The sequence below is a fragment of the Neisseria sp. HMSC068C12 genome (genome assembly GCF_001814095.1).
Classification (GTDB): Bacteria; Pseudomonadota; Gammaproteobacteria; order Burkholderiales; family Neisseriaceae; genus Neisseria; species Neisseria perflava.
Genome location: NZ_KV814801.1, coordinates 69,838 through 93,014 on the forward strand (window position 1 = coordinate 69,838; position 23,177 = coordinate 93,014).

Annotated in this window: 21 protein-coding genes; 12 read left to right on the forward strand and 9 right to left on the reverse strand. The window is 52.2% G+C overall.

All coding sequences use genetic code 11. From position 1 onward, the window contains the following. Positions 1 to 82 precede the first annotated feature (82 nt). The 4 genes from murA to HMPREF2952_RS02355 all read right to left on the reverse strand — a co-directional run bounded on the left by murA (position 83) and on the right by HMPREF2952_RS02355 (position 3,825). Entirely contained in the window at positions 83 to 1,336 is a 1,254-nt protein-coding gene (murA, locus tag HMPREF2952_RS02340; protein ID WP_049335701.1) for a UDP-N-acetylglucosamine 1-carboxyvinyltransferase, read from the reverse strand. 196 nt (positions 1,337 to 1,532) lie between these two features. Then, a complete protein-coding gene (gene ftsX, locus HMPREF2952_RS02345) occupies positions 1,533 to 2,450 on the reverse strand; it encodes a permease-like cell division protein FtsX (protein WP_003747810.1) in 918 nt (305 codons plus the stop codon). Further along, positions 2,447 to 3,097 (reverse strand): cell division ATP-binding protein FtsE, encoded by a 651-nt coding sequence (gene ftsE / locus HMPREF2952_RS02350; protein ID WP_003681151.1) that lies wholly within the window; start codon positions 3,095 to 3,097, stop codon positions 2,447 to 2,449. Before ftsE ends, ftsX begins: the two co-directional genes overlap by 4 nt. Before the next feature lie 245 nt (positions 3,098 to 3,342). Beyond that, a complete protein-coding gene (locus HMPREF2952_RS02355) occupies positions 3,343 to 3,825 on the reverse strand; it encodes a TlpA disulfide reductase family protein (protein ID WP_003747814.1) in 483 nt (160 codons plus the stop codon). Between the two features lie 169 nt (positions 3,826 to 3,994). Between HMPREF2952_RS02355 and arsC the strand changes: the two genes are divergently transcribed. Then, positions 3,995 to 4,354, forward strand: a complete 360-nt coding sequence (gene arsC / locus HMPREF2952_RS02360; protein ID WP_004519164.1) for an arsenate reductase (glutaredoxin) — start codon at positions 3,995 to 3,997, stop codon at positions 4,352 to 4,354. Between the two features lie 25 nt (positions 4,355 to 4,379). Beyond that, entirely contained in the window at positions 4,380 to 5,036 is a 657-nt protein-coding gene (locus tag HMPREF2952_RS02365; RefSeq protein ID WP_070695237.1) for a YdcF family protein, read from the forward strand. A gap of 70 nt (positions 5,037 to 5,106) precedes the next feature. Here HMPREF2952_RS02365 and HMPREF2952_RS02370 read toward each other — a convergent pair whose 3' ends face one another. Beyond that, positions 5,107 to 5,358 carry a hypothetical protein gene (locus HMPREF2952_RS02370; RefSeq protein WP_070695238.1) on the reverse strand — a complete coding sequence of 84 codons (252 nt, stop codon included), beginning with the start codon at positions 5,356 to 5,358 and terminating at the stop codon, positions 5,107 to 5,109. A 106-nt stretch (positions 5,359 to 5,464) separates the two neighbouring features. Further along, complete coding sequence (locus HMPREF2952_RS02375) at positions 5,465 to 6,559, reverse strand: ABC transporter substrate-binding protein (protein ID WP_070695239.1); 1,095 nt, start codon at positions 6,557 to 6,559, stop codon at positions 5,465 to 5,467. A gap of 159 nt (positions 6,560 to 6,718) precedes the next feature. On the opposite strand from HMPREF2952_RS02375, the gene gltX reads away from it, so the two are divergent. Continuing rightward, complete coding sequence (gltX, locus tag HMPREF2952_RS02380; protein WP_004519161.1) at positions 6,719 to 8,113, forward strand: glutamate--tRNA ligase; 1,395 nt, start codon at positions 6,719 to 6,721, stop codon at positions 8,111 to 8,113. Between the two features lie 79 nt (positions 8,114 to 8,192). On the opposite strand, the gene HMPREF2952_RS02385 is transcribed toward gltX, so the two are convergent. Next, positions 8,193 to 9,149, reverse strand: a complete 957-nt coding sequence (locus HMPREF2952_RS02385) for a DUF2167 domain-containing protein (RefSeq protein ID WP_004519160.1) — start codon at positions 9,147 to 9,149, stop codon at positions 8,193 to 8,195. A 444-nt stretch (positions 9,150 to 9,593) separates the two neighbouring features. Between HMPREF2952_RS02385 and HMPREF2952_RS02390 the strand changes: the two genes are divergently transcribed. The 9 genes from HMPREF2952_RS02390 to HMPREF2952_RS11155 all read left to right on the forward strand — a co-directional run bounded on the left by HMPREF2952_RS02390 (position 9,594) and on the right by HMPREF2952_RS11155 (position 16,438). Continuing rightward, positions 9,594 to 9,932 carry a hypothetical protein gene (locus HMPREF2952_RS02390; protein ID WP_004519158.1) on the forward strand — a complete coding sequence of 113 codons (339 nt, stop codon included), beginning with the start codon at positions 9,594 to 9,596 and terminating at the stop codon, positions 9,930 to 9,932. A gap of 59 nt (positions 9,933 to 9,991) precedes the next feature. Continuing rightward, the gene (locus tag HMPREF2952_RS02395) at positions 9,992 to 10,327 is read left to right on the forward strand and encodes a zinc ribbon domain-containing protein YjdM (protein ID WP_004519157.1); all 336 of its coding nucleotides are present in this window, start codon (positions 9,992 to 9,994) and stop codon (positions 10,325 to 10,327) included. Positions 10,328 to 10,543: 216 nt separating this feature from the next. Next, positions 10,544 to 12,853, forward strand: coding sequence for a DNA helicase RecQ (gene recQ / locus HMPREF2952_RS02400; protein ID WP_004519156.1), 2,310 nt, complete (start codon positions 10,544 to 10,546; stop codon positions 12,851 to 12,853). Between the two features lie 222 nt (positions 12,854 to 13,075). Continuing rightward, a complete protein-coding gene (locus HMPREF2952_RS02405) occupies positions 13,076 to 13,525 on the forward strand; it encodes an HvfX family Cu-binding RiPP maturation protein (RefSeq protein WP_004519155.1) in 450 nt (149 codons plus the stop codon). 83 nt (positions 13,526 to 13,608) lie between these two features. Then, positions 13,609 to 13,926 (forward strand): HvfA family oxazolone/thioamide-modified RiPP metallophore, encoded by a 318-nt coding sequence (locus tag HMPREF2952_RS02410; protein ID WP_003686668.1) that lies wholly within the window; start codon positions 13,609 to 13,611, stop codon positions 13,924 to 13,926. Positions 13,927 to 14,012: 86 nt separating this feature from the next. Then, complete coding sequence (locus HMPREF2952_RS02415; RefSeq protein ID WP_004519154.1) at positions 14,013 to 14,855, forward strand: HvfB family MNIO-type RiPP peptide maturase; 843 nt, start codon at positions 14,013 to 14,015, stop codon at positions 14,853 to 14,855. Further along, positions 14,845 to 15,531: an HvfC family RiPP maturation protein gene (locus HMPREF2952_RS02420; RefSeq protein ID WP_004519153.1), complete on the forward strand. Its 687-nt coding sequence runs from the start codon at positions 14,845 to 14,847 to the stop codon at positions 15,529 to 15,531. Before HMPREF2952_RS02415 ends, HMPREF2952_RS02420 begins: the two co-directional genes overlap by 11 nt. 142 nt (positions 15,532 to 15,673) lie before the next feature. Next, on the forward strand, positions 15,674 to 16,252 hold the full coding sequence (locus tag HMPREF2952_RS02425; protein ID WP_004519152.1) for a sigma-70 family RNA polymerase sigma factor: 579 nt from the start codon (positions 15,674 to 15,676) through the stop codon (positions 16,250 to 16,252). A gap of 12 nt (positions 16,253 to 16,264) precedes the next feature. Then, on the forward strand, positions 16,265 to 16,438 hold the full coding sequence (locus HMPREF2952_RS11155) for an anti-sigma factor family protein (protein ID WP_004519151.1): 174 nt from the start codon (positions 16,265 to 16,267) through the stop codon (positions 16,436 to 16,438). 238 nt (positions 16,439 to 16,676) lie between these two features. On the opposite strand, the gene HMPREF2952_RS02430 is transcribed toward HMPREF2952_RS11155, so the two are convergent. Both HMPREF2952_RS02430 and HMPREF2952_RS02435 read right to left on the reverse strand, forming a co-directional pair. Next, positions 16,677 to 20,825, reverse strand: a complete 4,149-nt coding sequence (locus tag HMPREF2952_RS02430; protein ID WP_004519149.1) for a translocation/assembly module TamB domain-containing protein — start codon at positions 20,823 to 20,825, stop codon at positions 16,677 to 16,679. Positions 20,826 to 20,903: 78 nt separating this feature from the next. Continuing rightward, positions 20,904 to 22,745, reverse strand: a complete 1,842-nt coding sequence (locus HMPREF2952_RS02435; protein ID WP_039861895.1) for an autotransporter assembly complex protein TamA — start codon at positions 22,743 to 22,745, stop codon at positions 20,904 to 20,906. Between the last annotated feature and the right edge of the window lie 432 nt (positions 22,746 to 23,177).

The window sequence follows — 23,177 nt, forward strand, 5'->3', positions numbered from 1 at the left end:
CCGCAAAACAATACGCAAAGGCCGTCTGAAACCCGATTGCCGGTGTTTCAGACGGCCTTTTATTTATCGGCTGCGTATGGGATCAACCGTGTACGCGTTCGATTTTTGCGCCTACGCCGCCAAGTTTTTTCTCGATGTATTCATAGCCGCGGTCGAGGTGGTAGATGCGTTCGACGATGGTTTCGCCTTCTGCGACCAAGCCTGCCATGACGAGGCTGGCAGAGGCGCGCAGGTCGGTTGCCATCACGACGGCGCCGGAGAGTTTTTCTACTCCTTTGATGTAGGCGGTGTTGCCTTCGGTGGTGATGTCTGCGCCCATGCGGTTGAGTTCAGGAACGTGCATGAAGCGGTTTTCAAAAATGGTTTCCACCACGCGGCTGCTGCCTTCGGCAATGGCGTTCATGGCCATAAACTGCGCCTGCATGTCGGTTGGGAAGCCTGGGTGGACGACGGTACGGATGTCCACGGCTTTGGGGCGTTGTTGCATGTCGATGGAAATCCAGTTGTCGCCTGCTTCGATGATGGCGCCGGCTTCTGTCAGTTTGTTTAACACAACTTCCATGGTTTTCGGTGCGGCATTGCGCAGGACAACTTTGCCGCCGGTCATGGCGACGGCGCAGAGGAAGGTACCGGCTTCGATACGGTCGGGAACGACGCTGTGTTCGCAGCCGTGCAGCTCTTTTACGCCTTCGATGGTCATGGTTGCTGTACCGATGCCGCTGATTTTTGCGCCCATTTTGACGAGGCATTCGGCCAAATCGACGACTTCGGGCTCGATGGCGCAGTTTTCGAGGATGGTGGTGCCTTCGGCGAGCGTGGCCGCCATCAGCAGGTTTTCGGTACCGCCTACGGTCACGACGTCCATGGTGACACGCGTGCCTTTCAGACGGCCTTTGGCTTTGACGTAACCGTGTTCGATGGTGATTTCCGCACCCATGGTTTCGAGGCCTTTGAGGTGTTGGTCAACCGGACGCGAACCGATGGCGCAACCGCCGGGCAGGCTGACTTGGGCTTCGCCGAAGCGGGCGAGGGTCGGGCCTAAAACCAAGATGGATGCGCGCATGGTTTTTACCAGCTCATAAGGTGCGCAGGTGTTGTTGACGGTGCCGCCGTTGATTTCAAATTCGGAGATGTTGTCGGTCAAAACGCGTGCGCCCATGCCTTGCAGCAGTTTTTGGGTGGTTTTGACGTCGGCGAGCATGGGTACGTTTTTCAAGCGTAAAGTGCCAGAAGTCAGCAGACCGGCACACATCAGCGGCAGGGCGGCGTTTTTCGCGCCGGATACGATGATTTCGCCGTTGAGGGGGCCGTTGGCAGAGATTTTGAGTTTGTCCACAGGATGTCTTTCGTTATTTGTCTATACGGCTTATGCCGCACAAATGAAATGAGATGGATAATAAACCATCAATTATAAGGGATTATGACCTTGCTGTTAGATGTGGCAGTATTAAATTTTCACAAGGTTTGTTTAAGTTGCGAAAGGATAAGATTTCAGGCCGTCTGAATGGTTCAGACGGCCTGTTTGCCAAGGCTTATTTTTTGGCTTTGAAGCCTAAGAGGTGTTGCGTGGTGGCCAGCCATGCGCCGAATACGCCCAGCGCGATGACGAAGCCGAATACCAGCGACACTTCGCTAAATGTGAAGAAACGCCAGCCGATGTTCAGACCGTAGGGTTTGAAAATCGCGTCCACCAGCGGCCGTACTTCGGCCAGCAGCCAGGCCGACAAGCCCAGGCTGACGGCGGCGGAGAAAATACTCTGCCACATTGCCTGATAAAGGAAAGGGCGGCGGATGAAGGAAGCAGGAGCACCCAACAGCTTGGTGATCTCCAACTCTTCCTTGCGGCTGAGGATTTGCAGGCGGATGGTGTTGTGTGCCACCAAGACAAAGGCCATGCCCAAAGTCAGCGAGAGGAACCATAAAATCTTGCGGATAAATTCGTTGATACGATAAAGGGTTTGTACCCATTCGGTATCCATGGTTGCCGATTCGACACGCGGCAGTTTGGTAATGTCTTTATAGATGGCCTGCATCTGATCCGGAGAAGTGGCAGGGTCGGGCGTAACGATAAAGACGTCGGGCAACGGGTTGCCATCGAGCATGGAAACGAGGTTTTGGTCGAGATTGGTTTGCAATTCTTCCAAACCTTCCTGCTTGCTGATAAAGCGGACTTTATCGATACGGCTGTCGCGTTGGAGCAGATTTTTCACCGTATCGGCATCAGAACTTGCCGCATCGGTGTCCATATAAACCGTAATCTGCGGCGACTCGTTGAGTTTGCCCAACACGCTTTGTCCGCTTTGGATGCCCAAATACATGAACAGCGGCAAGGTCATGGCAACGGCAAGCATGAGCAGGGTCAGCAGTGTGCCGATGGGTTGGCGCAGAAGCTCTTTGAGCGCGGCGCGCGCCGATTCGACGTGTAACGAGATGTAGTGAATCATGCTCATGCGAGGCGTCCTTTCTGCAGGCGCAAGACGCGGTGGCCGTAATCCGCCATCAGCGTTTCATCGTGCGCCGCAACAATCACGGTCGTGCCTGCTTCATGGAAGGTTTTGAACAATTCCATAATATCCAGCGCATAGGCGCGGTCGAGGCTGGCGGACGGCTCGTCGGCAATCAGCAGGCTGGGTTGGTGAACCACTGCACGCGCGATGCACAAACGTTGTTGTTCGCCGCCGGACAAAGTGATGGGCATATCGTTTTCGCGGCCTTTCAAGCCGACTTTCTCAATCGCAATACGCGCGCGCTCTTCAGCTTTGCGCGGCTGATAGCCACTAATCCGCAAAGGCAGGATAACGTTTTGCAAGACATTGCGGTCGTAGAGGATTTTGTGGTCTTGGAAGACAATGCCGATATGTTGGCGCATAAAGCCGATCTGATTGTCGCTCAAGGTGCCGAGGTCTTGATTGTTAAACCAAACCTTGCCTTTGGTGGGCTTGGTAATGCCTGAAATCAGCTTCAAAATGGTGGATTTGCCCGAACCCGAATGGCCGGCGATAAAAATCATCTCACCTTTGTTAATCTGGAAACTGACATTTTTCAGGGCTTCGAAACCGCCGGGATAGGTTTTGGAAACTTGTTCGAAACGGATCATGGGTTTTCCTGAAAATAGGGATTCAGACGGCCGGCGTCATCGATAGGGCAACATGCCGTCTGAAAAAATGGGGTTATTCACAGATTATAAATATTTCGGCTGCTTTTTGATAGTGAAACCCCGGTTCTGCCTGTGGATACACTGCCGGTTTGCAACACAAAGTATGGTTTGAAAAAAGGCCGTCTGAACGATTGGGTTTCAGACGGCCTCAGTATCAGCGTAGGTTAAGCACCCTATCCGCTGTTTTATTTACATTTGGTTTTGGCCAAATTCACGGCGGCGGTCAGGCTTTTTTCGTTGACTTCGCCGGTGATGGTTTGTTTGTAGCCGCATTTCGGCGCTTCGACGACTGTGAAGGGCAATACGCCGACATTGTTGCCGTGGGCTTTCATGAAGTTGCGGCTGTTGGCGCCGGTGTAACGCCAAATCGGGTAGCTGACCGGCGTTTGTTTCAGGAACTTGCCGATGTTGTCGGTCGTATCCAGCGCGATGCCGACCATATCGACGCTGCCTTTTTTCTGCGCTTTGTACCATGCCGACATGGCGGGCATTTCTTTACGGCAGGGGCCGCACCAGGTTGCCCAAAGGTTAACCACGCGCACGGGGGCTTTGAGTGACTCCAGGCTTTGCGGTTTGTTGTCCTGCCAACCTGCTGTTTCGTCGGCGGCAAAGGCCGGCGCAGCGGTAAAAACGGCAGCGGACAAGAGAAGGGCGGTTAAGGCTTTCATGGTTGTATCCTTGAGGTTGCCAATCGAAATAGTGTTTATTGTAAAACGGTTTGGTGGGTATGCCTACCGATTCATATCAAGATATCAAGTAAAAAGTTTGAGTAAAAATCAGTTGCAGACGATAATAACCGCCATCATTGAATGATTTTGCAATAATACGGAGATTTTCATGCCGTCTGAATTCACACTTTATCACAACCCGCGTTGCAGCAAATCGCGTGCCGCGCTGGCTTTGCTCGAAGAAAAAGGCGTTGCCGCCGACGTGGTCAAATATCTGGATACCGCGCCCGATTTGGCGACTTTGCAGGATATGTTTGCCAAACTCGGCATCGAATCGGTGCGCGGCATGATGCGCACGAAAGATGATTTGTACAAAGAATTGGGTTTGGACAATCCCGATTTGGACAATGCCGCCCTGCTTCAGGCAATCGCCGAACACCCTGCCCTGCTCGAGCGTCCCGTTCTGGTAACGCCTACGCGCGCAGCCATCGGCCGTCCGTTGGAAAACATTGCCGCCCTACTCGGCTGACGGGGTTGGAGAAGGCCGTCTGAAGATGATTTCCCTGCTTAAAAGCCGCAATGGCCTGCGATATTACCTGTTTCGCGGCCTTGCTTTGAGCGTTTTGCTGGTGTGCGGTATTTTTTTGACCGGCACATGGCAGATTTACCGGACAGGTTTGCAAACCTTGCCGAAGGAGGCTCATGCCGATGCGGCGGTGGTGTTGGGTGCGGCGGCGTGGGACAAACGCCCGTCGCCGGTATTCCGTGAGCGTATCAACCATGCCATCACGCTCTACCAAAGCCATCGGGTCGGCAAAATCATTTTTACCGGCGGTACGCCCAAAAAAGGATTTATGACCGAAGCCGAAGTGGGGCGCCGATACGCGCTCAAGCAGGGCATACCGGCGCACAATATCCTGTTTGAAAACACGTCGCGCAACACTTACGAAAACCTGCGCAATATCGTCCCCATCATGCACGCCAACGGAGTCGGCAGCATTATCGTTGTTAGCGACCCGTATCATTTGGCGCGTGCCGAAGAAATGGCCGCCGATTTGGGCTTGTCAGACGCGCAGTTCTCCGCCACTCCGACCACGCGCTTTGACGAGCGCAGCAAGAAAGCCAAGTTTCTGATGCAGGAGAGCTATTCTTTGTTTCTCTACCGTATCGGCAAATGGAGCGATGCGGTTTGGAATTGGATAGGTGGTTGAGCCTTCGGTAATCCATGTAAAAGGCCATCTGAATCCTTTTAGGTTTCAGACGGCCTAAATGTATGCTTACTTATTGATATTGATTTGCAGCTGCACTGCCAAAAATGACTACAGCTACAGCCAGTACCAGATAGATGACAAACAGAATCAAGGCAGCCTTGAAATAATTGGCTTTATTCGGATTGGTGTTTGAGCTGAATGCCCATACAAGCGTCATAACTATATTGACTAGCGGAATCATCAAAATCAAGTTTGTTATCAACCATTCTTTGACGCTTACAATCGGAGCCTGCTGATGGCCGATTTGGTTTTGTTCAATCATATCTTGTCCAATATATTAAATAAAAAGAATAATAATTATACATAATAAAGACTTATTAGTATAGCATACATATTCAGACGGCCTGAGCTTATGATTTTTGCAGCCGCTATTTCAATCGGATGTAAAACGTACCGTCCGGCACGACAGGCAGGTATTTGCGGTAGAAGTCCAGATAGGTCTTGTTTGGGTCTATGTCGGCAAACTGCTGCGGATACAGAGTTTTGGCGATAAATTGCGCGCTGGCCAAATCGGTGAGCGAGCGGGAGGCGGTGTGGTAGATGCCGTAAACGCGTTTGTTTTTGACGGCAGGAATGTCTGCCCAGCCTTTGCGTTTGACAAATCCGGCCAGGCGGCGTTGCGCATCAGCCTGGCTGATGCCTATGCCCATCGCCATAATGCCAGGCTTGTCTTTATGGCCGTTTTCCGTCCCCGAAATGACGATGACGTCGGGTTTGGCCGTCAGGAATTTTTCAGGGTTTATCGGTCCCCAGTTTTTAACGTAAGGCGCGGCGATATTGTTGCCGCCTGCTGTGTCGGCAATCGCGCCCCACATATCTTTGCCGAAGGTATAGCTGTATGCGGACGGGCCTTTGTCGCCGAACTCGATATAGATTTTCGGTTTGGACTGCTTGGCGCGCGCGACGCGTTTTTGGATGTCGGCAATGCCTCGGGCGTATTCGGCGGCAATTTTTTGGGCGCGCGCCTGCGTACCGTTGAGTTCGCCGAAAATTTCCGCACTGCGCGTGTGCCGCGCGACGGTTTCGGCGTTGAAATCGACCACGACGACGGGTATGCCTGCCGCTTTAATGCGCGGCAGATGGGTGGCGATGGCCTTATACTGCCAGTCGGCCAGAATCAATACGTCCGGCTTGAGCGCGAGCGTTTTCTCCAGTGAAAACGTGCCGGTGCTGATGTTGCCGATGTCCGCAATGTTTTGCAGCGTAGGCAGCTTCTGTTTGAACATCGCCCAGCTGCCGGGATTGAATTTCTCCCAAAACTCACGCGAAATGCCGATGACGTTTTTAAATTTGTCCGCGCCCGTTACCGCGATATAGTCGGGATAGTAAAACGCCAAAACCGCGCGTTTGACAGGGACATCGACTTTGACTTCGCGTCCCAATACGTCTTTGATAGTTTTGATTTCGGCTTGGGCAAAAAGGGGCAGGAGGGCGAGGGCGGTAAATAAAGCGCGTTTGTTCATGAGCGGATACTTTCAAAGAAATAATTATCATTTGTCTTGTTTTCAGTAGAAAAGTTCCCAGACGGTCCTTCTGCGCTGACATTATTTTCAGACGGCCGTACATTGTTTAAACTTTGCCGAAAAAGTAAAATACCTGTTTTAAAAGACTTTGGAGCCATCATGACCGTCAAAACCCGTTTCGCCCCCAGCCCCACCGGCTACCTGCACATCGGCGGCGTACGCACCGCCTTGTTTTCATGGGCGTTTGCCCGCCATCATAAAGGCGAGTTCCTATTGCGTATCGAAGATACCGACTTGGCGCGCTCTACTGCCGAATCCGTCAACATCATCCTCGACGGCATGAAATGGGTCGGCCTGAACTACGACAACGCCGACAACGTCGTGTACCAAACCCGCCGTTTCGACCGCTATAAAGAAGTCATCGCCGAACTTTTAGAAAAAGGCCATGCCTACTACTGCTATTGCAGCAAAGAAGAGCTGGAAGCCATGCGCGAGAAAGCAGAAAAAGAAGGCACGGCGACGTACGATCGCCGTTGGCGTCCGGAAGAAGGCAAAACTCTGCCCGAAATCCCTGCCGACGTTCAACCCGTCGTCCGCTTCAAAACGCCTTTGGACGGCGTTACGAAATGGACGGATTTGGTCAAAGGTGAAATCTCCATCCCCAACGAAGCACTCGACGACCTGATTATCGCCCGCGCCGACGGCACGCCGACCTACAATTTCTGCGTTGTCGTGGACGACTACGACATGGGCATTACCCACGTTATCCGTGGTGACGACCATGTGAACAACACCCCGAAACAAATCAACATCTTAAAAGCCATCGGTGCAAATCTGCCCGAATACGGCCACCTGCCCATGATTCTTAACGAACAAGGCAAAAAAATCTCCAAACGCAGCGGCGATACCGTTGCCATTACCGATTTCGGCGCGATGGGTATCCTGCCCGAAGCCATGCTCAACTATCTGGCACGTTTAGGCTGGGCGCATGGCGACGATGAATTCTTCACAATGGAACAATTCATCGAATGGTTTGATTTGAAAGACGTTTCCCCGTCTCCAAGCCGTATGGACTTGAAAAAACTCTACTGGATCAACGGCGAACACATCAAAATCACCGCCAACGAAAAACTGGCCGAAATGGTGAAACCGCGCCTCGCCCTGCGCGATATCCATGAAACAAGCAAGCCTGCTTTGGAAGACGTGTTGGCATTGGTCAAAGACCGTGCCCAAGACCTGAACACGCTTGCCGACGAGTGCCTCTACTTCTACGTCAAACAAACGCCGGCCGAAGCAGACATGCAGAAACACTGGGACGACGAAGCCGCCGCCCGTATGCTGCGCTTTGCTGAACGCCTCGAAGGGCTGGAAGACTGGACCGCCGAAGCCATCCACGACCTCTTCAAACCTTTCTGCGACGAAGAAGGCATCAAAATGGGCAAACTCGGTATGCCTTTGCGCCTCGCAGTCTGTGGTACGGCGAAAACCCCAAGCGTCGATGCCGTATTGGCTTTGATCGGCAAAGAAGAAGTGTTGAAACGGATCCGTTCGTAAGGCATGAATGATAAAAGGCCGTCTGAAAACTGGGAATGCCAAGTTTTCAGACGGCCTTTTTATTTTGAACAGGATTTATTTATTCTTCTTCGCTCGGTTTGTTTTTATCTTTTTTGCGCCATAGGCCTTTAAACAATGCACCTGCTGCAACAGCACCAAAAATAATCAGTTTGCCGAATTTAGCCAGTAATGCGCCGGCCAAAGCTAATAATCCCAGTTTTTTTGCAGCGATACCGCCAACCAAGGCAGCCAGTCCGTATTCGGCCACTTTGTCGGTTGCCGCATTGAAATCGCTGTAGCGCTTGCCTTCATTGAATTCGATATTGCCCAACAATTCTTGCACAATAGGTTTGTATTGATCTATGCTTTTCAAATCGGTGATCATAGTCAATTCAATATAGCCTTCGCGTCCCAGCTGGAAAGTATTGTAGTTGATGGCAGGATTGGGATCGGGTTCGTTTTTATTCAGAACGTCAATCGACCAAATCAGACGATGGGTCTTTGCATCATATTGCGGTTTTTCTACCCAGCCGCGTGTTTCCAATTCCGGCAGGTTGCGGGAGGCACGCTCTTTATTTTGTTCCTCGGTACCTTCTTTCAGCTGCTCGAGCATGGCCTCAACATCCCATTCTTTGGCATCATCGTCTTTGATATAGCCGGAATCGGTAAAGGTTAGGTCTACCATCCAATTAGTATCACCGTCCTCGTTTTCCGACTCGGGGAGAATCAGGCCGTAGCGGTTGGGATCTGTAGCGTTGCCTGCTTCTCTCATCATGGCATTGGCGCGATTTTTTTTCACAAAGACCATTTTTGCAGGTAGTTTCAGTTTGGCCTGATTGCCCAAATCAACGGTTGCTGGGCCTTGGACGATCTGGTCGTCAACGTAGTTTGCGATAGAGTCTGAGGCTTGTTGCGCTTCTTGCCCGGATGCCTCGACGGCAGAAGCAGTATCAGATTTGGCTGCAGAAGCCGGCAGGGTTTGGATAGATAGTAGGGCTGCCAAAACGGCATAGGCGAGATGGTTGCTTTTCATCATAGGGTTCTCATGGAAGAAGAATTAAAAAAGATGCAGACAGCCGCAACACCATATGCTCCGGCATGACTAAAGGATAAATTTTACAATAAATAAATCATATTTACATATTTAAATATGACTGTAATTTAAAAATACAGGAAAGCTTTTTGACGAGAGGCAGAGCCATCATTGTGAAACTCAAAAAGGCCGTCTGAAAATTTTTCAGACGGCCTTTTATAATAAAACCAGAAAATAATGGAATAAGGCGGAGAATATGAGAAAATAATAGCCGCCTGCCTGTTACAACTGCCGATTGAATTAACTTTTATCGGCAGCCTGAATGTCCGGATTGGATAAAATAAGCCATCAAGAACAAAGACCAACAAGCATATTATGTAAACTTGGCGGCGGAAAAATCGGCTCTGCGCTTTACTTTACAAATCAAACAACTTTAAAGGAAAACCCATGAAAAAAACCTTACTTGCCCTGATGATGTTATCCGCCGCTGCCGCGTATGCCGGTGAGGCGGAAGACCGTTTGCTGTCCGTCCAATCGGTTTACCGTGCCGCTTTGCATGAGCAAAACAGCAACGACAGCAAAATCATTTCCCTGCAAAGTGATTTGGAAAGCGCGCAGCGCCGTTTGCAGGCCGCACAATCCGATATTGACCGTTTGAAAGGCGAAATTCAGACGGCTTTGGCTCAGAAAGAGCAGCAAAATGCCAAGCTGCAACAAGCCGGCCAAATGTTGGACGCGGCTTGGAATGCCGTTTACGGCGTAGGCGGCAGCAAGGCGAATCAATAATTTAGACATTGTATTATTTGCGTTTTACGCTTCTTTTATCATATTTATAAGGAAACCTCATGTCCCTACCTTCCTGCCCGAAATGCCACTCCGAATACACTTACGAAGACGGTGCCCAATACGTTTGCCCTGAGTGCGCCCATGAGTGGAACGAGGCCGATGCTGCGGCTGCAAGCGATGATGCCTTGGAAGTCAAAGATGCCAACGGCGCGGTATTGCAAGATGGTGATACGGTTGTCTTGATTAAAGATCTGAAAGTCAAAGGCAGCTCTATGGTCATCAAGCAAGGCACCAAAGTCAAAGGCATCCGCCTGCAAGAGGGCGACCACAATATCGGTTGCAAAATCGATGGCAGCGCGATGAACTTGAAATCTGAGTTCGTCAAAAAAGCCTAAAGATTTTATTTTTGAAAGGCCGTCTGAAATCCGAAGATTAGGATTCAGACGGCCTTTGTGCATTTCATTTAAAACAAAATAAATCTTTATTTAAAATTAAATAACTTTAATAGAGTTGAATTTCAGGCCGTCTGAAAAAGCGGCGGCAAAATGTTCCGCACATACGCGGGTGTAAAACCGTTAAAATAACGCTTTCCCCTATTCTACGGAACCATTATGCTTCAGCCGACCTCCAAACAGATTTTGCACGAAGTATTCGGTTATCCCGAATTTCGTGGCAAGCAGGAGGCTATCGTCAATGCTTTGGCCGGCGGCGAGAGTTTGATGGTGCTGATGCCGACGGGCGGGGGCAAGTCTTTGTGTTACCAGATTCCGGCGCTGATGCGCGAAGGCGTGGCGGTTGTCGTATCGCCGCTGATTGCGCTGATGAACGACCAAGTAGCCAGCCTGCATGTGGCCGGGATTGAAGCGGCGGCAGTCAACAGCAGCACATCGGCAGATGAGGCGCGCGAGATTGCCGACAAGCTTGCCCAAGGCCGTCTGAAACTGCTTTATGTCGCACCAGAACGCTTGGTTACCGACCGCTTTTTGCGTTTTCTCGACCAACAAACCGTCAGCCTGTTTGCCATTGATGAGGCGCATTGCGTCAGCCAATGGGGACACGATTTCCGCCCCGAATATCAACAGCTCGGCATGCTTGCCGAACGCTATCCGAACGTCCCGCGCATCGCCCTGACCGCTACCGCCGATGCGGCCACGCGCGCCGACATCAAGCATTATCTACACTTGGACAATGCGCCCGAATTTATTTCCAGCTTTGACCGCCCGAATATTTATTATCAGGTTATCGAAAAAAATAATGGTAAAAAACAATTACTGGATTTCATCCGCAAGCAGATGCATGGGCAAAGCGGCATTGTGTATTGTTTAAGTCGCAAAAAAGTCGAGGATGTGGCGCAGTTTTTGTGTGAAAATGGCTTGGAGGCGATTCCGTATCATGCCGGTTTGAGCATGGACGTGCGCGAGGAAAACCAACGCCGCTTTACGCATGAAGACAATATTATCGTGGTGGCGACCGTGGCGTTCGGCATGGGCATAGACAAACCCGACGTGCGCTTTGTCGCCCATCTCGATATGCCCCAAAGTGTCGAACATTTCTATCAGGAATCGGGGCGCGCCGGCCGGGACGGTCTGCCTGCCGTGAGCTGGCTGTGTTACGGCTTGAACGATTGGGTGTTGCTGCGCGAACGGATTGCCGAAGGCAACAGCGACGAGGTGCAAAAGCAAATCGAAATGCAAAAACTCGATGCCATGCTTTCCGTCTGCGAAACCGCCGCCTGCCGCCGCGTACTGCTGCTCAAACATTTCGGCGAAGAATCCGAACCCTGCGGCCATTGCGACAACTGCCTGCATCCGCCCGTGCGGTTTGACGGCACGGTGTTGGTGCAAAAATTACTCAGCTGCGTGTACCGCGCCGGACAACGCTTTGCCGCCGGTTACATCACCAACCTTTTACGCGGTAAAAGCGACGATTGGATACTGCGCAACGGCCATGACAAGTTATCCACATTCGGCATCGGCAGCGAACAGACTGACAAGGAATGGCGCAGTGTCATCCGCCAGTGCATCAGCTTGGGCTATCTCACCGTCAACGTCGAGCAGCATCAAGCCTTGCAGCTGACCGAAGCGGCCAAAAAAGTCCTCAAGGGCGAAACCGAAGTCATGTTGCGTCCCCTGCGCCGCGAAAAAACGGCCACCCAAAAGCCGAAAGACGATTGGTTGCGCACCGAGCGCGAAGAGCGTTTGTGGCAGGCATTGCGCCAATGGCGTCAACAACGCGCCCAGGCGGAGGAAGTACCGGCCTATGTGGTTTGCGGCGACAAAACCCTGCGCGATATTGTCGAAAAAATGCCCCGAAGTTTGGAAGATTTACATCAAATCTACGGCCTGGGTGAGGCGAAAATCAATAAATTCGGTTTGGAGATACTCGACGTTTGCGAAACGGCCGAAGCCGGTACAGTTTCCACAGATAATATACAAGTTATCCACAGCTTGGGCGAGCGCGAACAGGCCTTAAAACAGGTTTTGGAAACTTGGCGCGAGCAGCAGGCAAGTGCCGATCAAGTGACGCTGGGAACGGTATTCTCCAACGAAAGCATGGACGATTTGCTGACCAATACGCCTGCCGAACCCATCGACCTTTTAGGCGTGTATAAACTCGGCGAAAAACGTATCGAGCAATACGGCGAGGGCATTTTAAACATCTGCCGCCCGTTTTCAGACGGCCTGAGCGAAGAGGATAAACGCAAACGCCGTTTGATGCGCCGTCTGCTTCAGTGGAACATCGATACTGCCCGCCATGAAGGCCTCGAAGCCTATCAGATATGCAGCAAAGTTACCCTGCGCGCGATTGCCGCCCGACGGCCGCAAGATTTGGCGGAGTTGGCGGAAATCCACGGCATGAATGAGGAGAAAATCGACAAATACGGCGCAGAAATTGTCGAATTGTGTAAACAAGCGGATTGATTGACCGCGTTCATCATTAAAGGCCGTCTGAAACCCAATCAAGCATGGTGTTTCAGACGGCCTTTTGAATTTTTAATCTTTATAAAACAATGAATAAGAAAATAACTTTATTTATTTCGTCAGTTTTTTAAAGCTGCCGCGTCTAAACAGGCATGAAATATGGGATGGTGCCGATTGATTTTTCGTCCCATCCCATTCAACACACATTGATTAGGAAAATAAATGAACACCTCATCCAACCCCTCTTGGCAGGCTGCTTTCGGTTTGTTGACGCTCAGGCTTTTTGCCGCGTATGAATTTCTTGAGTCCGGTTTGGAAAAATGGAACGGGGAAAACTGGTTTGCAGAAATAAACAGTCAATTTCCCTTTCCGTTCAATTTGTTGTCGGATACGGTCAACTGGAATTTGGCCATGTGGGCGGAACTGGTTTTGCCTGCGCTGCTCATCGTCGGCTTGGCAACGCGGCTGTCCGCGCTGGGATTGATGGTCGTAACGGCTGTCGCATGGTCTGCGGTACATGCCGGCTTGGGTTACAATGTGTGCGACAACGGTTATAAAATAGCACTGATTTATTTGGTGGTTTTATTTCCTGTCCTATTGCAGGGCGCAGGCCGTCTGTCTTTGGATGCCCTGCTGAAGAAACGCTGTTGTCGTATCAAGCATTTTCTTTAAGGATTAACGGTCGCGGGCCGACTTTAAATGCCCGATATTATCCCTTGATTTATTTAAACTCGTATTCTAAAAAGGAAGTTAAAATGAAAAAAAATGTAGCTGCTGCTTTGGCCGGTGCGCTGTCCCTGTCTCTGGCTGCCGGCGTTGTTGCCGCTGATAAACCGTTAAGCAGCAAAGCAGGTGTTCAGAAATCTGCTCAAGGCTCTTGCGGTGCGGTTAAAGCCGGTGAAGGTTCATGCGGTGCAAGCGCTGTTTCTAAAGCAAGCGAAGGCAAATGTGGCGAAGGCAAATGCGGTTCAACCGTGGAAAAAACTCACGCTAAAAAAGGCAAAGCATCTAAAGCCAAAGCTGCCAAAGTAGTAGAAGGCAAATGCGGCGAAGGTAAATGCGGTTCTAAATAATCCTGCAACATACCTTTAACAAAGTCGCATTTTATAAACGAAAATGCGACTTTGTCGTTCATACGGCACCATAACAGGACATCACCATGATTCAACACGCAGGCTTGGGCTACCGCCGCGACTTGGCGGAAGACTTCCTCTCGCTTTCAGACGACAGCCCGATACGCTTTATCGAAGCCGCTCCCGAAAACTGGCTGAAAATGGGTGGCAGGGCGCGCAAACAGTTTGACCGCGTGGCGGAACGGCTGCCGCTGGCGTTGCACGGATTATCCATGTCGTTGGGCGGACAAGCCCCGTTGGATACCGATTTGATAGACGGAATCAAAGAAATGATGCGCCGTTACGATTGCACGTTTTTCTCCGACCATTTGAGCTACTGCCACGACGGCGGTCATCTTTACGATTTGTTGCCGCTGCCTTTCACTGAAGAAATGGTACAACATACCGCGCGCCGTATCCGCGAAGTGCAGGATCGGTTGGGCTGCCGTATTGCCGTGGAAAACACCTCCTACTACCTGCATTCTCCGCTTGCCGAGATGAACGAAGTCGAGTTCCTCAACGCGGTTGCCCGTGAAGCCGACTGCGGCATTCATTTGGACGTGAACAATATTTACGTTAACGCCGTCAATCACGGCCTGTTGTCGCCTGAAGCCTTTTTAGAAAATGTGGACGCAGAGCGCGTGTGCTATATCCATATTGCCGGACATGACGTGGAAACGCCCGAATTGTTGATTGATACCCACGGCGCCGCAGTATTGCCGACTGTTTGGGATTTGCTCGAACTGGCCTATGCCAAACTGCCGACGATTCCGCCCACCCTGTTGGAACGCGATTTCAATTTTCCGCCTTTTGCCGAACTCGAAGCCGAAGTCGCTAAAATCGCCGACTATCAAATGCGTGCCGGAAAGGAATACCGTCATGCAGCCTGAAACCTCCGCCCAATACCAACACCGCTTTGCCCAAGCCATACGCGAAGGCAAAGCCGCAGACGGATTGCCGCAAGAGCGGTTGAATGTCTATATCCGCCTGATACGCAACAATATTCACAGCTTTATCGACCGCTGCTATACCGAAACGCTGCAATACTTTGACAGCGAAGAATGGGGCCGTCTGAAAGAAGGTTTCGTCCGCAACGCGCGCGCTCAAACGCCCTATTTTCAAGAAATCCCCGGCGAGTTCCTCCAATATTGCCAAAGCCTGCCGCTTTCAGATGACCTCTTGGCATTGATGGACTTTGAACACACCCAGCTGCTCGCCGAAACCGCTCAGACCGATAGCCAAACAACCCATGCCGATTCAGACGATTTGGCTTACACCCTTTCTCCCGCCGCCTTTGTGCGCCGTTATCAGTATGACGTGACGGACGAATTGCAGGAGGCGGAAACTGCTGTTTTGGTGTGGCGCGATAAGGAAGATGACGTGATGTACCAAACGCTCGACGATTTCGATGCCTTATTGCTGGAAACGCTGGCAGAAACGCCCACTTCCCTAAACGGCCTGCAGACCATGCTGGCAGAGTTCATGCCGTCTGAAAACGCTTGGCAGGACGCATTAAGGCAAAAATGGACGGAATGGTTGGAACAGGGCATTTTGGTTGCGGCATAAATCAAGGCCGTCTGAAACGGGTGCAGTCGGTTTCGGCGAAACAAAAATACTACTGAAATCGTTTATAGATTCAATCGCATGCTCTTGCCGTATCAGCGTAAAATCAAAAGTATATTGATCATTCATTTCATACTGATACATTATGGCCCTACCCGAACTGACCGATGCCGAGCTTGCCGAATCCCGCAAACTGCTGCTGCGCTTTGCCCATATCCAGCTGCCCGACCGCCCCGATTTGGCGGAAGACCTCGTACAGGAAACCATGCTTTCTGCCTACCGTGCGGCCGAGGGTTTCAAAGGCGACGCCCAAGTGAGCAGCTGGCTGTTTGCAATCTTAAAAAACAAAATTACCGACTGCCTGCGCCAAATCGGACGGCAACGCCAAGTTTTCATCACGCGCGACGAGGAAGCCTTGGATGAAGCCTTTGAAGGACATTTTGCCGCCGACGGGCATTGGACGGACGAAGGACAGCCTCAGGGTTGGGACTCGCCCGAAGCCAGTTTGAACAATAAAGAGTTCTACCAAGTTTTGCAGACCTGCCTCTACCATCTGCCGGAAAACACCGCCCGCGTGTTTACCATGAAAGAGATTCTCGGCTTTTCAAGCGATGAAATCCGCGAACAATGCGGCATCAGCCATGCCAACTATTACACCATCATGCACCGTGCGCGCGAAACCTTGCGCCAGTGCCTGCAAATCAAATGGTTCTCCCATGCCTGACAGGAAAACGCCATGAAAAAATGCCGCAAAATAACCGATCTGATTTCCAAACAGCAAGACCAAGTGCATCTCAGTCTTTTTAACCGCATTGCCCTTGCCGTCCACCTGTCGCTCTGCCCCCGTTGCCGCGAATATAAGAAACAGCTCGAATTAATTAGCAATGCCATGCATAAGTTGTTTCGATGATTCAAAAAAAGCCGTCTGAAACCTACCCCTGTCAGTTTCAGACGGCCTTTTTGCATCTGCTTTATTTATTGCTAACTTGGAATAAGCCATGGTTTGCCGTTCACTTTTTTAGCTGCATTTATTTTTAAACTTGCGCCGTTGGCCTTTGTTTTTTGAGGCATGGCTGAAGATTCTAATACGGTAGAACAAGATAAAGGCCGTCTGAAAGATGAATTTCAGACGGCCTTTTTCACGGCTTTTAGTGTTGTTCTTCCGGCTCGGGTTCGTCTTTGCCGAACCAGTTGTCAAAGCGGATGGTGTATTTCAACTCGCCGCCGGAGGAGCGCGTGCCGATGCGGGCAACGGCTTGGATGGCGCGGGTCAGTTGGTACACGAGTTTGACGGATTGTTCGGCGCTGGAAATGCCATATTCGTAACCTGCGTAGAGGTTGTTGGTGAGCTGTTTGCCGACGGTCAGGACTTGTTCGGCAGGGTTGAGCTCGCCTGTTTGGGCGTTGCGGCTGCGTTTGCTGGTAAAGCCCAAATCATCCACAAGGCCGATGCGGTCGTTGACTTGGCCGGCAAGCAGTGCGCTGGCGGCCGCGGAGAGCGTGGCGTTATCGCCGTCGCTGCCGCTGCTGGCACGGTTGAGGATGAGCCAGGAGAGTTTGTCTTTTTCGCTCATGGCTTCCTTGGCAACCAAGGTCACGCGCGGATTGTTGAGGCTGCCGAGGACTTCGACGCCAGCGCCGACCGGGGAGAGGCGGCGTTCGGCACGGATGTTAAGATTTGGATTGGTCAGCGGGCCGACAAAGGAAACCGATCCTTTGGTGATGTCGAGGTCTTGGCCGTAGGCTTTGTAGCGGCCTTTGACAACGCGCACGGTGCCGACGCCTTGGACGGCTTCGCCCGGACGTGATGTGATGGACAGTTTGCCGCCGATGGTAACGTCTGCGCCGTAGCCGACAAAACGGACATTGTCGTTGATGTTCAAGACAAGGTTCATATTAATCGGCGTGGTGGCCGTTGCTTCTTTTTTGGTTTCGCCCAGTACGACCACGTCGTCGTCGAGGGTCGGCATGGAGGATTTTTGCGAACCAAACCTGCCGTAGTCGGTGTTGAGCGTGCCGTTGAGCGATACGCCTTTTTCCGGATTGTAGAGGACTTTGGCCGCGCCGGAGAGCTGCAGTTGGCGGTTTGGACGCGAGAGGGTGCGGTATTTGTCGAAGACGATGTCCACGTCGACATCGGGGTTGGCGTTGGCAAGGTTGACCGCACCTTTGAGCTCAATCGTGCCGCCACGGTGGAATTTGAGGCTGTCGATCACCCATTTTTGACCCTGCAGGCGCGAACGCAATACGCCGTTGTCGAGAATCAGGCCTTGGGTTTGATGGCGGTAATAGAGGTTGTCGCCGTTAATCAGGCCGCTTAGTTGCGGATCGTTCAGACGGCCTGCCAAGTTGACGGCGGCGTTCAGACGGCCTTTGAGAGTTTGGCCGACGGGTAGGAAGTTGCGGAAGACTTCGAGGTTGGCGACGTTCAGGTTGAGTTTGCCGCTCAGAGGGGCAGTGTCGAAGCTGGTGCCTTGGCCGATGTTGACGGTACCGTCGGCACGGCCGTAATTGGTTTGGAGGTCGAGGTTGCTGTTGACGGTGGGCGAACCGAGTCGGCCGCCGATGGTGGCGGTCGCGTTCAGACGGCCTGCAATGCCTTGGGCTGTCGCCGGCATAAAGGATTTGAGCGAGCCTAAATCGGGAACGCTGATATTGACTTTGCCGCTGACGGGGGCGTTGTTGATGTTGTTGCCGAACTGTTGGGCGATGCCGAGCGTGCCGTCAACTTTGCCGAAGCGGGTGTTGCCTTCCAGCGTGCTGTCGATGCGGCCGTTTTGGAAACGGGTGCGCAGGGCGAGCGCGGAAAGTCCCAAAGGCTGTTTGTTTTTCGGATCTTTGCCCGGCAGGATGATGTCGCCGCTTTGACGGCTGATGTTGAGGAAGCCGCGCGCGTTTTGACTGTAAGCCAAATCCCAGTCGCCGCCCAAGACGAGGTTGTGTTCGATGGGCGGGGTGTAGAAGTTGTGCAACTCGGTAATGTGCAGATTTTGCGCGCTGCCTTTACTGGTAATGCCGGCTTTTTTGTCCCAAACGAAATTTTGCAGGTTGAGGCTGCCGCCCATGGCCGCCCAGCGCGCGCTGCTGAGGGAAACGCGTTCGCTGCCGGCCTCGAGGTTGAGGCGGTTTTGCAGTTTAAGGTTGAACGCGCCGCTAATGTCGAGCGTGTCAACCGTGCCTTTCCATTGGGTTTGGTCTTTGTTGAGGCCGCCGGTGGCGTCGAGGTCGAGCTTGTAGCGTTTGTTGTCCACCGCCATGCTGCTGTTGCCGCGGATGTGGTGGTGCGAACCTGTGCCGCTGATGAGCAGGTTGACGTTGTCAATCATGGCCGCGCCGCCGGAGACGGCGATGTGTTCGCCTTTAATATCGGCACTCAACGGACGGTTGGTATCTGGCGAACCTTTAAGTTTGAAGTCGAGGGTGCGGATATTGACGGTATCGGCGACTTTGAAGTTGCGCGCTTCGCCGTTCAAATCGGCTTCAAGGGTTTTGAGGCCGTCTGAAAAGCTGCCGGAGATGTAGCCGCGCGCGTTGAGCAGGCCACCCAAGCCGAAGCCGAAACGCGACAAATCGGGGGCGGTAATGTTGAGGTTAAGGCGGTCGCCTTTTTTGCCGAAGCTGCCGTTGGTTTTGACGATGTTGCTGCCGAGGGTCAGGTCGGTCAGGGCGCGCGAGAGGTGTTTGTTTTCATAGGCGACGTCGGCTTTGCCGCTGAGTGGAACGCCGTTGAGCGTACTCGGTGCGAACTGCATTTTGCCGGCGAATTTCTCTTGCGCCAGTATGCCGGTCAAGTTGATGTTGCCGTTGACGCTGCCTTGCGGAAGCTGCGGATCGATGCGTGCAGGGTTGAAGGCTTTGCTGACGATGTCCAGCTGCAGTTTGCGGTCTTTGAAGAGTTCGAGTGAGCCTTTGGCGTTGAGTTCGCCGCCGTTTTGCGGAACCAGGCGGACTTTGTCGAGCTTGAGCGTGCGCTGGCCGAGCTGTTTGTCGGTTTGGAAAAACAGCATGCCGTCTGTACGCGCAAATCCGCTGTCGAGATTCCAGTTGATGACAGGGGAGGAGGTTTCACCTTTGACGTCGATACTGCCGTTCAGACGGCCTGCAATGTTTTGACGCACAAAGTCGTCTGCGCCGGTATTGTTGATGCCCAGTGCGAGTTTGAGCTGGTCTTGGGCGGTATCGATAGAGCCGGATACGTCGATGCTGCCGTTTTTGAGCAGGCCGACGCCGATGTCTTCGATTTTGACCGTACCTTTGTCGTCGACGATGAATTCGCCGAGGATGCGTTTGACGGGGATATGGTTTTCATCGGCAAAACCGGCTTGGTCGTTTTCCAAGTCTATCGAGCCTTCCAGCGCAACGCCGTCTGTAAAGGACGGAATGGTGGTGGCGTCGAAATTCAGGCGCGCTTTGGGCAGGCTGGGCAGGAAGGCCTGCGGATTGATGTTGGAACCTTTAATCAGGATTTCGCCGACGGTTTCATTGAGGCTGTCGGCGAATGGGTGGATGGTGGATTTGGCAGACAAATGAACGTTGTCGCTGTCGAGCAGCAGGTCGGTGTACACGTCTTGCAGGCTGCCCCACAGGCGCACCGTGCCGTGTATGGTTTCGCCCTCAAGCTGGCCTTTGGTGTAGATGGCGGTATTGAGGACGTAGGGTTTGTTCAAACCGAGCACCACCGCGCCTGTCGAGCTGCTCCAGGGCGTGTCGGCGGTTTTGATGTGGAGGCGGTGTTCTTTTTTGTCGTAATGATAGGCCGCGTGCAGATGGTCGAGATAGACGGTCTGCTTGTCAAAACGCTTGCCCACGCTGATTTTGCCGGTTTCCAAACGGTCGAGATAGGCGGTAACGGGTAGGTCTATACTGTCGGGCAGGCCTTTTGAAGGCTCTTCTTCTTTGGGCGGCGTGCGCTTGGTCACGATGGCGATGTCGCCGGCCACGACTTCGGTAATATGTAAAGACGGACGGAACAGCTCGGACGGTTTCCAATCAAAGCGGAAGTTGCTGATTTTGATGTCCGCACCTTCTGTTTCAATCAACCATTTATCGCCTTCAAAACCTTCAATCAGCGTGCCTTTCAGTGTATCCGAAGAGATTTTGACGCCGAACCATGACGGGATTTTGTACAAACCGAAACGCAAACCCGATTCCGTACCGACCAGCCAGCCGATCGTGCCGGCGGAAACGGTCAATACGCCCAAGGCGGACAGGACAAAGCCGCGCAACAGGCGTTTTTTGCGCTTTGGCGGGGCGGGCTGTTGTTCAGACGGCGTGGAAGTGTTTGCAGTATCGGTCATGATATTTTTCTGTTTGTCTGTTGTTCAGACGGCCTGGAATGGCTGAGGCCGTCTGAAAGAATGGATGGTGTATGTTTGTTAAAACCTTGTGCCCAAGCTGATGTGCCAGCGGATTTTTTTGTCGTGGTGGCCGTAGGCAATGTCGAAGGAGAACGGCGCAACCGGGCTGAACCAGCGCACACCCAAGCCGGTACCGTGTTTTAAGGTCATGTGTTTGAAGTTGCTTGCCGCGTCGCCGACATCGTGGAAGATGGCGCCGGAGAAGCTTTTGGTAACCGGGAATTGATATTCGAGGCTGCCGACCACCAAGGCGCGTTGCGGCAGGACAGAGCCGTTGGGGCCTGCCAAGCCGATGCTGTCGAGTTCGTAACCGCGTACGGAAGTCGCGCCGCCGGTGCGGAACATCAGGCTGGAAGGCACTTCTTCGCCTTCGCGGGCGTAAACGTAGCCGGCCTGTCCGCGTACGATGAATGTACCGATTTTTTTGTTTTCAGGCGTGAAGAAATAGCCTGCGCGTGCCGTAGCGCGTGCCATTTGGGTGGAGGAGAGGAATTTGCCCAAGGTCAAGCCGATTTTGCCGTCGAGGTAATAGCCGTTTTGAGGATGCAGCTCGGTTTCGATGCTTTGCCGTTTCCATGAGGCGGTCAGCATGGTGGCATGGCTTCGGCCCAAATCGTAGCTGGTGTCGGGGACTTTGCGGTCTTCGGTAATGAATTCGAGGCCGAAGCGGGCATCGATATTGTTGCGGTCGCGGACATACCAAATGCCGCTGGACAGGGCGCGTTTTTCAAGGTTTTGCGTGGTCGAGCGGTTGTAGGAAACGTTGCTGGTCCAGTAGTTGCCGCGGTTGTTGCGCGGTTGGCTGATACCGGCGGCCAGCGTGGTTTCGTATTTGTCCATGTCCCAAACGATGGAACCGATGTAGCCCTTGTTAAAGAGGTTGTAATAGTCGTAGGCGATGCGGCCGCCGATTCCGTATTCGGAGTCGTAGCGGATACCGGTTTCCAGTTTGTGGCGTTTGACTTCGGTCACGTTGATTTTGACGGGAACGCGGTCGCCTTGCAGTTGGTCGAAGTCGGCCTGTACGGACGCACCGGAGTAGTGGCCGTTTTGCTCGAGCGCCTGTTGCAGGTCGAGGATTTTGTCCAAGTCGTAAGGCGAACCGGGTTGGAAGCGCGCCATGCCGGAAACCACGCTCTCAGGGTAGCGGCGCGTGCCGGTGATTTGGAACTCGCCAAAGTAAATGGGGCGGTTGCTCTCCAGGATGACGTTCAAGTCGGCTTTTTGGGTATTGGGATTGATGGTGGCTTGGGTGGTGGTGAGTTTCGCCAAAGGGTATTTCTTGCGTGTTACAGCGCTGAGGACGGAGGTTTTACTTGCACTCCAGCCGTCTTGGTCGAAGTTTTCACCAACGGGCTGCTGCCAGTTTTCCATCGCATTTTGGTAGTACTCGGCCAAGTTGTCGTCATTCAATACGTCGCCGAGGATGGCCACGCTGACGTTGTCGACTTTGGTGCGCGGGCCGGGGGTGACGTTGACGGTGTAGCTCTCGCCGTGGTCTTGAATATTGACATTGCTGTTGAAGTAGCCTTTGGTTCGGAGCATGGTTTTGACGTTGTCGGGTGCCTCTTCGGCGAGGAAGCCGACCTGCTCTTTGTCCAGCTCTTCTTCCTGCTGCTGGGTAATCAGCGGCAGGTATTCTTCAAGCATTTCTTTGACTTCGCTGTCTTGGGTGTCGATTTTGACGGGGAATTTGGGCTTGAGTTTGCCTGTTTGGTCGTCTTTGGGCTGCTTGGGCATTTCGGATTCGGGAACGGCCTCGTAGTCTTCCGCTTTGGGAACGGAAGTATCTACTGCCAACGCGTGTCCGTAGGCGAGCGCCAATGATGCAAATAAAACAGGGTAGGTCAGTTTGGTCATGATGTGTGTTCGACAGCGACAATTCTTCAGTTTGGGGATTTTAACATTATTTCTGCAAGCTTTCAGGCTATGGATATAAACGGAAATTTAGCGCGATAACGTTGCAAAATGCGGCTTAAGGGCGGATTTTGGTTTGTTTCTATCTGATTGTAATATTTATGTTTTTGTGTTTTGACTGATGAAGTTGCCTTTATATTCGGCCTTATGGCGCAGATTTCAGGCCGTCTGAAATCAAGATACAGAGGGATAAGGCAACGGTATGGGCATACTTTGAAAGTAGGGTTTGAGCGGGTTTGACCATATTTTTGGCATAAAGTGCCAACTGTGTCATAAATGCTAAACTTTAATGCTGTTTTTGTGAGGTGTGCATGAAAACCTCGCCGACAAATGATTTTTTATTTTAGAATGTAAGACTTTTTTAACATATCTTTA

Bases quoted from the DNA above. Each gene is read 5' to 3' on its own strand.
- ftsX (WP_003747810.1), bottom strand. From the start codon at position 2,450: ATGAGCATGATTCACTACATCTCGTTACACGTCGAATCGGCGCGCGCC.
- ftsE (WP_003681151.1), bottom strand. From the start codon at position 3,097: ATGATCCGTTTCGAACAAGTTTCCAAAACCTATCCCGGCGGTTTCGAA.
- HMPREF2952_RS02355 (WP_003747814.1), bottom strand. From the start codon at position 3,825: ATGAAAGCCTTAACCGCCCTTCTCTTGTCCGCTGCCGTTTTTACCGCT.
- arsC (WP_004519164.1), top strand. From the start codon at position 3,995: ATGCCGTCTGAATTCACACTTTATCACAACCCGCGTTGCAGCAAATCG.
- HMPREF2952_RS02365 (WP_070695237.1), top strand. From the start codon at position 4,380: ATGATTTCCCTGCTTAAAAGCCGCAATGGCCTGCGATATTACCTGTTT.
- HMPREF2952_RS02370 (WP_070695238.1), bottom strand. From the start codon at position 5,358: ATGATTGAACAAAACCAAATCGGCCATCAGCAGGCTCCGATTGTAAGC.
- HMPREF2952_RS02375 (WP_070695239.1), bottom strand. From the start codon at position 6,559: ATGAACAAACGCGCTTTATTTACCGCCCTCGCCCTCCTGCCCCTTTTT.
- gltX (WP_004519161.1), top strand. From the start codon at position 6,719: ATGACCGTCAAAACCCGTTTCGCCCCCAGCCCCACCGGCTACCTGCAC.
- HMPREF2952_RS02385 (WP_004519160.1), bottom strand. From the start codon at position 9,149: ATGATGAAAAGCAACCATCTCGCCTATGCCGTTTTGGCAGCCCTACTA.
- HMPREF2952_RS02390 (WP_004519158.1), top strand. From the start codon at position 9,594: ATGAAAAAAACCTTACTTGCCCTGATGATGTTATCCGCCGCTGCCGCG.
- HMPREF2952_RS02395 (WP_004519157.1), top strand. From the start codon at position 9,992: ATGTCCCTACCTTCCTGCCCGAAATGCCACTCCGAATACACTTACGAA.
- recQ (WP_004519156.1), top strand. From the start codon at position 10,544: ATGCTTCAGCCGACCTCCAAACAGATTTTGCACGAAGTATTCGGTTAT.
- HMPREF2952_RS02405 (WP_004519155.1), top strand. From the start codon at position 13,076: ATGAACACCTCATCCAACCCCTCTTGGCAGGCTGCTTTCGGTTTGTTG.
- HMPREF2952_RS02410 (WP_003686668.1), top strand. From the start codon at position 13,609: ATGAAAAAAAATGTAGCTGCTGCTTTGGCCGGTGCGCTGTCCCTGTCT.
- HMPREF2952_RS02415 (WP_004519154.1), top strand. From the start codon at position 14,013: ATGATTCAACACGCAGGCTTGGGCTACCGCCGCGACTTGGCGGAAGAC.
- HMPREF2952_RS02420 (WP_004519153.1), top strand. From the start codon at position 14,845: ATGCAGCCTGAAACCTCCGCCCAATACCAACACCGCTTTGCCCAAGCC.
- HMPREF2952_RS02425 (WP_004519152.1), top strand. From the start codon at position 15,674: ATGGCCCTACCCGAACTGACCGATGCCGAGCTTGCCGAATCCCGCAAA.
- HMPREF2952_RS11155 (WP_004519151.1), top strand. From the start codon at position 16,265: ATGAAAAAATGCCGCAAAATAACCGATCTGATTTCCAAACAGCAAGAC.
- HMPREF2952_RS02430 (WP_004519149.1), bottom strand. From the start codon at position 20,825: ATGACCGATACTGCAAACACTTCCACGCCGTCTGAACAACAGCCCGCC.
- HMPREF2952_RS02435 (WP_039861895.1), bottom strand. From the start codon at position 22,745: ATGACCAAACTGACCTACCCTGTTTTATTTGCATCATTGGCGCTCGCC.